This window comes from Caballeronia sp. AZ7_KS35 (assembly GCF_023631045.1).
Classification (GTDB): Bacteria; Pseudomonadota; Gammaproteobacteria; order Burkholderiales; family Burkholderiaceae; genus Caballeronia; species Caballeronia zhejiangensis.
The window spans coordinates 1-7,209 of the sequence record NZ_JALQDV010000077.1; the positions used below are offsets into that span (position 1 = coordinate 1).

Consider the following 7,209-nt stretch of genomic DNA (forward strand, 5'->3'; position numbering starts at 1 on the left):
CATGACGACCTTGGCTCATTTCGAAATGATAGCCAAGACAATTATTTAATCAAGCTATTTAGGGGATGTCGTACTAGTGCTACATGCCGAGGGTCTTTGCCGTTTCCGCGCCCCAGGTAAGCAGTTGCGCTGCGCGGCGTCTGTCCTCATTGCCTACGCGCGCAGTAAGCATGGCGCATATTAATGTCGCGTATGCGCAAGCCACGGCCACACCTGAAGACGCTCGTCCATCGGCGCCTCGTAAAAATGCGTTTCCGGTTCGGCACGATCGCCTGCCAGAGCACGAGGCTCTCGGTCCACTTGATGTCTACACCGGCGACACCCACGCGGGTGGTGATGACGGCGCTTCCGCAGCCTTCCAATGATGCCCCGGTCTTTCGTGGCACGCCGATTGTTGAGACAGTGTGAACCTGCCGTTTCGTTCCGAGAGGCGATCGTGAAGGCGCTAAATCCGCAGACCGTGGAGGAAATTGCCGACCGTTGGACGGTGTTGCTGAACCAATTGGACCGGCATCCGGGGCGCTATCCGGAGCAGTTCTACATCGAAATCGCAGCGCTGATCGATCAGACTAGCCGCGTCATCATTCCGGATTCCTTCGAGAACGAAGTGCTGCAGACGGTGACGTTGTTGGTGGACGAAGGGAGTCTCAAAATGGCGCTCCTGCGACTGCATAAGATCATCGAAGCACATTCGCCGCGCCCACGCTCGAAGTCGGCCTAACAGCACGACTTTCGTCGGATCGTCAGCAGTCCGCGCGGCGCGGCGCGTTCGTGCGCGATCAGCAAATCGGCTTCTTCGAGATCGGTGAGGATGCGGCGGCACGCAACGGCATAACGTTCGCCGGCTTCGGACAGCTTGATGGTGCGAGTCGTGCGATGAAGCAGCGCCGTGCCTGTATGCTCCTCGAGAAAGGCGATCGCCCGGCTCACGGCTGCAGGCGAGCGGCCGAGACGCCGCCCCGCGCCTGCCAGGCTGCCTTCGTCGAGCGTAGCGATGAACACTTTCATCGCGTTTATTCGGTCCATGTCGGCTCGGCGCTTCTATTGATCGATGAAGCGCCCAGTCTACCGGATGAAATCGCGCGGATGAACAGCGGCATCGGCCGTGCAATCGTGCGGCTGTTCGCGGCACATGGCGCGAGCATCGGCATGTCGCATATCAGCGATGCAGCCGGCGCCCAGGCGCTCGCCGATGAACTCGGCGCGAACGGCACGCGTGTCGCGACGACCGAATGCGACGTGACCGATGCGACGTCTGTCGCGCGCCTCGGCGCATGGGCACGCGAGAAACTCGGCACCGTCGATGTTCTCGTGAACGCGGCCGGCGTCAGTGGCGAGACGGCGTTCGTGGATCTGTGCATCGACGAATGGGACCGCATGATGGCCGTGAACCTGCGCGGCACGTTCCTCGTAACCAGGCAGTTTTTCGCCGACATGATCGCGCGCAAATACGGGCGCGTCATCAACATCGCATGGCAGCTCGCTTACAAGGGCACGCACGACATGGCGCACTACTGCGCATCGAAGGCGGGCGTCGTCGGTTTTACGCGCGCGCTGTCTTATGAAGGGGCGCCGCACGGTGTCACGGTCAACGCAATCGCACCGGGGCCCGTCGAAACCGCAATGCTGGCTAGCTTTCAGCTGCAGCGCGCGGTCTACACCGGCAAGGTCGCGCCATAGCGTGGACGCCGTCGCGACGAAATGATCGAGATATCCGGCTCATTGACGCTGCTAACGAACGTCCTGATTGCGTGGAACACGCAGCGCATGCAGGCAACCCTCGACGCTTGGCAAGAGACGGGGCAAGGGATTGACGATGACGGGTTGCGGCGATTGGGCCCGGCGCACTTCGCGCATTTGAATTTCCTCGGGACTCTGAGCTTTCCGATCGACCGCCACCGCGAGATGCTTCTCGATGCAGCGCCCTGGCAACGCACGGCCCGATCGTGAGGTGGGTCTTTGAGGAAGAGACGATGGACATCAATTGACGCCATTGACGAGGTGGTGCTCGCGCTGCTCTACCTGAATGTGTGCGGTGGAAATCGCGCCTCGAAGAGCTTCGACTGGTCTGCGCTAAACCGCTTGCAGGAGAAGGGCTTTATTCGCGACCCCGTCAGCCGCTCAAAATCGGTGGGGCCGACCGAAGAAGGCTTGCGGGAAGCGGAGCGGTTGTTCCAAACATACTTTGGGCGCTCGCCAACCCTCGAATCCGACGCCAAACCGACGTAATCAACATCAGTGCCCGTCGAGAATTGGATCGTGCAGTACGCCTCGCGCCCTGCGAAAAACGGAATTTCGACAACCAACTCCTCGATGCGCCGTGCAGTTCGAGATGACCAGGTCCGTCGCGCGCTTTTATCGAAGATATTGCCGCTTTCAAGGCACGCAACCGCAGATCGTGCGGCGTTGGGGGGAACGGCGCCCGTGAATGACTTCGGCCCGACCTTTCTGGCCGTATTCGACCCTCCCCTGCGGTTCGGATAGGCGCAGTTGTAAAGGCCGACCCGAGTGTGTCGCGGCCTTTGAGCGCCGGCTAGTCTCGGACTGGCGCGGACTTGATGCGCTATGCGACCGTCCGTCGATGGAGGCGACGTGTATCGCGAGATCTCTCGTTATTCTCGTCATGCTTCCTTGTGCCGCTGCGCACCTTGCGCCAAGCGCCAGCGGACCAGATCGTCTGCCCCGGGGCCTTCCTTGATGATCACATCGGCGGCGCTGATCTCCTCACCCGTCTTTTGGTCGATGAAGCCCCACCGTATTTCGGCGCCGGTCTTTCGATTCACGAACTTCATCGGTGGTTCGCATGCACCGGAAACGTTCAGGCGGTCCCCGATCTGGGCGAGCACCGGCATGACCGGGGCGATTTGTCGGCCCTTCTGGGTCAACACGTATTCGAATCGCTTCGGATTAACCTGATAGCGCCTGCGCTCGACAAGACCGTTCGTCTCCAGATGCTTGAGCCGGTCGCTGAGCGTTGCATTGGTGATGCCGGACGACTGGCGAAGCTCGTCATACCGGCTGAGACCGCAGACGAGGTCGCGCAGGATCAACAAGCCCCACCGATCCCCAATCGCCGCCATGATGCCTGCGATCGAACACACCATTCCGTCGAAACCTTTTGAGCGCATGAGTTGTTTCCGTGAATAGTCCGACGATCTTCGCCGGGTAAGTCTCATTATAAGAGCCATACCCGCCTGACGACATCCGCCAACCAAAAAATGCTTGCCGGGCAGGCCACTAACTCTTATTATAAGAGTTAGTGGCCTGCCCGGCAATGGACATCGTCGTTATGGACCCACCTTCCAATTGAATTTGAAGAGACGACTATGACTTCCCATGCCACTTCCCGAATCTTCGTCGTCGGCGGCACCGGCGCGAAGGGTCTGCCCGTCATCAGCGCGCTCGTCGCTGACGGCAAATATTCCGTCCGGGCCTTGAGCCGCGATCCCGACTCCCGCCGCGCGAGAGCACTGCTTGCACTCGGCAACGTATCGATCCTGAAGGGCACGTTCGCCGACGAAGCTTTCCTGCGGGAAGGTTTTCGGGGATGTGATGGGGCCTACATCAATCTCGACGGATTCAACACCGGCGAGAAGACGGAGATCTATTGGGCGATCCGTTGCTACGAAATCGCGCTGGAACAGGGCATTAAGTTCTTGGTGTACGGCAACCTCGACTACTCGCTCAAGAAGGCTGGCTATGATTCCCGCTTTCGCGCCGGTCACTATGACGGCAAGGGGCGCATAGGCGAATGGATCCTGTTCCAGAACCAGACGAACCGGGACCGGATGGGCGCGGCCGTGTTCACTACGGGGCCGTACATGGAGATGGCGATCTCGGCGATGACGCCGATGATGCCGCTCGTCGAGGACGGCGTGCTCACTTGGCGTGTGCCGCTCGGCAACGGCGCGGTGCCGCATGTTGCGCTGGATGATTGCGGCTATTACGCACGCTGGCTGTTCGAACATCCGGAGCGAGCGAACGGCATGAACCTCGAAGTCGCGATCGAACAGGTCGAGTACCGCAAACTGGCCGAGGCGTTCGAGCGGATGACGGGGCATCCGGCGCGCTACATCGACACGGATCTTGACGCGTACTGGAATGGTCCGCTCAAGACGGCTGCGAACTTGCCTGCCGGATACAACGCGGACCCAAGCGACAAAAGCACGATGAGCTTCCGAGACAATTTCACCGGCTTCTGGAACCTCTGGAAGCACGGCGTGATTCAACGCGACTACGCGTTGCTCGACGAAATTCACCCGCACCGCATCCGGACCGTCGAACAATGGCTTCGCCGCGAAGATGAACGCGGCCGTGAGCAAGGGAAAGGGAGCCTCTGGGAGCGGGTGCAACCGGAAAATCTGTTCAATTCCACGCCGCTGCTGAAGTTGTCCGAAGATGGCAGAAAGGGGGCGCTGTAACTGTTAAACACCGCTTTCTGCAAGGGTAATAAAGTCAATCGAAACGTTAGCTTAACTAATGGACGTGCACAGTGAATCAGGTCATCGAAATTCGAAAGAGCGGTGGGGCGCGTGTGCTTCTCGGTCTGTTGACCGTCTGGGGACTAGCCGTTGCGGCGGCTGCTGAAACCGGCCTCTATCGTGCGGTCTACCCGCTGTGGCTCGCAGGCCTCATAGCGCTCGGCATCGTGGTGCCTGTTGTCGTCTATGCGATCTCCCGAGGCTTTCGCGCTTACATCGAGACCATCGGGCTGCGGACGATCACGGCGTTCCATATTTGGCGCATCGCCGCCGCGCTGGTCTTCTTCTGGTACGGGGCGCACGACCTGCTGCCGGAGGCCTTCGTCAGAAACGCGGGATGGGGCGACCTTATCGCAGGGTTGATGGCGCTGGGCGTCACGCTGTTGCCGAAACCACGCAACCGGTATCTCGTTTTCCACCTGTTCGGGTTTGCCGATTTCGTTGTGGCGGTCGGTACCGGCTTGACCTACTTCCTGCTCAACGATCCCCGCATGTCCGGCATCCAGACGCTGCCGATGGCATTGATCCCGTTCTACGGCGTCGGAATTTCGGGTGCAAGTCACATCATGGCCTTCGATCTGCTGCGCCGCCCTTCGGGTTTGTCGAACGCGGGGTGAAGGGTGCCGATGCAACGCGTGAGTTGAATCCCGGCGAAGCCTGCTTCTTTAATCCGATAAGGAAATCATCGTGAAGTCTCGTCGCACCCATGCTGCAGCCAGCGCGCTGCTCGGTTTGCTGATGTCCGGTTCCATGTTCGCGGACGCCGCATCGGCTCAGTCCAATACTTCCTCCGCTGCCTCGGCCGGTGAAGTAGCCGCGCCGTGGGACAAGCGCGTGAATCCGGCGGCAGTACAGGCCGATGCCTGGTTCGACAATTACCGCTTCCGCGATGGCGAGACGCTGGCCCGGCTGAAGATTCACTACGCCACGCTCGGCACGCCGCATCGCGATGCCCAGGGCGTCATCGACAATGCCGTCCTGGTGCTCCACTGGACCGGCGCAGACAGCCACACACTACTAAATCCAACCTACACGAAAGCGCTGTTCGCCGCGGGCCGCCCGCTCGACGCGAACCGCTACTACATGATCTTCCCGGATAACGTCGGCCACGGTCAGTCGAGCCAGCCCAGCGACGGCCTGAAGGCGCGATTTCCGAACTACGACTACGACGACATCGTCGATCTCCAGCACAAGCTGGTGACCGAGACGGTGGGCATCCAGCATCTGCATGCGATTATCGGCATGTCGATGGGCGGCATGAACGCGTGGCAATGGGCCGAAGCGTATCCCGACATGATGGACGGCGTGATGCCGGTCGTCTCGCTGCCGATCACCGTATCGGGCCGCAATCTGCTGTGGCGGCGCATGGTGATCGATGAAATTCGTTCCGATCCGGACTGGAAGAACGGCAACTACACGCAGACGCCGCGTGGCTGGATCGACGGCTACCGGGTGCTGCGGATGATGATCGACAGCGCGCCGGCGCTTCAGCACGAAATCCCGGATAACGCCGCGGCGGACAAGTTTCTCGCGACGACCCGCTTCCAGGCTGGGCACGTCGATCCGAACGACATCCTGTATTCGCTCAAGTCGTCGTTCAGCTACGACCCAGAACCCGGGATCTCCGGAATCAAGGCCAAACTGTTCGCACTGAATTTCTCGGACGACGAGTTCAATCCCGACAGTTTGCATATCCTCGACCGAGACGTGCCGAAGCTCCAACATGGGCGGTACGTCGTCCAGCAGGGCACGCCGTCGTCGCCGGGCCATTTGACCATGACACGCCCTGACCTCTGGGCGCAGCACGTGAGCGAATTCATGCAGTGGCTGGGTGACGTGCCTTAACAACTAAGTAGTAGCGATTTCCGGTTGACAGTGCATTCCTCCAGCTCATGATGTGATGCATGCGGTTGGGCTGCAACGACCGCTTCTGAAAGTCGATGCGACAGTTGAACGTGTCCATAAAAAGATCGGCCAGCGGCAGCTACTGTTTGGCCGATCAGCGTCTCATAGCGTCACCCTTTCGCCTGGGGCGGTCTTGCGCGTCGATGGCCATCTTGATGTTCGGATCGAAATGGCTTCGGTACCAGTCGGCCATGGTGCGCAAGCCGTCTGCACCGGGAGGATTCTTGCCTGTGCCGATTATCTCTGTGCACGCGGTCGTCGCCGCGACGAGGATCCTTGCGGCTTCCGGAACGTACGGGCTATCAGCTCTTGCATCGCGTCGCTGTCGAATTACCGCATACCGTACGCGTTCGGGCAGTGTCCAGGCGCTAGGCCACTCGGTTCCTGTGATGAACTGGGCGTTGTTGTTTCGGGTATAGGCGGAATGCGAAGCTTCGTCGGACCGCGTCATAAATTCGTGCTCAATCTGCCGATAGGTTCTGACGGGCTTTTGGCATAAGGGCACGGCGTTAGAGTCATTCCGTGCTGTGTCGGACACCCAAGATAGTAGAGAACGAGGGGTGCTGATAGTCATGAACCGACTTTGGCTGCTCACGTTGATAGCGAGTCAAGCCATCTTCTTCATAGTTCGGGGGCAAGGCACGCAGAATCACCAAACGGTCGCCCACCAGAACCGCGATCAATATTGGGGTGCCGGTGGCACCCTCTCGAGTTTTGCTGCGCGATGGACGCACGGCTGCACATAGGACGATGACTGTGTTTCGGCCAGCATCTGAAATCACAAGTCGCGCCGTGTGCGCATGCCGGTGCTTCCGGCAGGTCG

The 7,209-nt window shown here is 60.0% G+C and carries 7 protein-coding genes and 3 pseudogenes; 7 read left to right on the forward strand and 3 right to left on the reverse strand.

Annotated elements, in window-relative coordinates; all coding sequences use genetic code 11:
- Positions 1–436: 436 nt before the first annotated feature.
- Positions 437–721, forward strand: a complete 285-nt coding sequence (locus NCT05_RS36415; RefSeq protein WP_250504744.1) for a hypothetical protein — start codon at positions 437–439, stop codon at positions 719–721.
- Positions 722–738: 17 nt separating this feature from the next.
- Here NCT05_RS36415 and NCT05_RS36420 read toward each other — a convergent pair.
- Positions 739–1,026, reverse strand: a pseudogene (locus NCT05_RS36420) (LysR family transcriptional regulator); the annotation flags it as partial.
- 60 nt (positions 1,027–1,086) lie between these two features.
- On the opposite strand from NCT05_RS36420, the pseudogene NCT05_RS36425 reads away from it, so the two are divergent.
- The 3 genes and pseudogenes from NCT05_RS36425 to NCT05_RS36435 form a co-directional block, all read left to right on the forward strand.
- Positions 1,087–1,638 (forward strand): annotated as a pseudogene (locus NCT05_RS36425) (SDR family NAD(P)-dependent oxidoreductase); the annotation flags it as partial.
- A pseudogene (locus tag NCT05_RS36430) lies at positions 1,639–1,950 on the forward strand (Tn3 family transposase); the annotation flags it as partial.
- Between the two features lie 33 nt (positions 1,951–1,983).
- Positions 1,984–2,229 (forward strand): DUF6429 family protein, encoded by a 246-nt coding sequence (locus tag NCT05_RS36435; RefSeq protein WP_502801832.1) that lies wholly within the window; start codon positions 1,984–1,986, stop codon positions 2,227–2,229.
- Between the two features lie 392 nt (positions 2,230–2,621).
- Here NCT05_RS36435 and NCT05_RS36440 read toward each other — a convergent pair whose 3' ends face one another.
- The gene (locus tag NCT05_RS36440; RefSeq protein WP_250504753.1) at positions 2,622–3,128 is read right to left on the reverse strand and encodes a winged helix-turn-helix transcriptional regulator; all 507 of its coding nucleotides are present in this window, start codon (positions 3,126–3,128) and stop codon (positions 2,622–2,624) included.
- A 198-nt stretch (positions 3,129–3,326) separates the two neighbouring features.
- Between NCT05_RS36440 and NCT05_RS36445 the strand changes: the two genes are divergently transcribed.
- From NCT05_RS36445 to NCT05_RS36455, 3 genes are all read left to right on the forward strand, one after another.
- Positions 3,327–4,421, forward strand: coding sequence for an NmrA family NAD(P)-binding protein (locus NCT05_RS36445; RefSeq protein WP_250504755.1), 1,095 nt, complete (start codon positions 3,327–3,329; stop codon positions 4,419–4,421).
- A 71-nt stretch (positions 4,422–4,492) separates the two neighbouring features.
- The gene (locus tag NCT05_RS36450; RefSeq protein WP_250504760.1) at positions 4,493–5,098 is read left to right on the forward strand and encodes a DUF8737 domain-containing protein; all 606 of its coding nucleotides are present in this window, start codon (positions 4,493–4,495) and stop codon (positions 5,096–5,098) included.
- 70 nt (positions 5,099–5,168) lie between these two features.
- A complete protein-coding gene (locus tag NCT05_RS36455) occupies positions 5,169–6,326 on the forward strand; it encodes an alpha/beta fold hydrolase (RefSeq protein WP_250504762.1) in 1,158 nt (385 codons plus the stop codon).
- 575 nt (positions 6,327–6,901) lie between these two features.
- On the opposite strand, the gene NCT05_RS36460 is transcribed toward NCT05_RS36455, so the two are convergent.
- Positions 6,902–7,209, reverse strand: a 308-nt coding sequence (locus NCT05_RS36460; RefSeq protein WP_250504768.1) for a hypothetical protein, incomplete at its 5' end; no start/stop codon positions are given.

What these genes read in the sequence shown, in the direction of transcription:
- NCT05_RS36440 (WP_250504753.1), bottom strand. Translation starts at nt 3,128, where the DNA reads ATGCGCTCAAAAGGTTTCGACGGAATGGTGTGTTCGATCGCAGGCATC.
- NCT05_RS36445 (WP_250504755.1), top strand. Translation starts at nt 3,327, where the DNA reads ATGACTTCCCATGCCACTTCCCGAATCTTCGTCGTCGGCGGCACCGGC.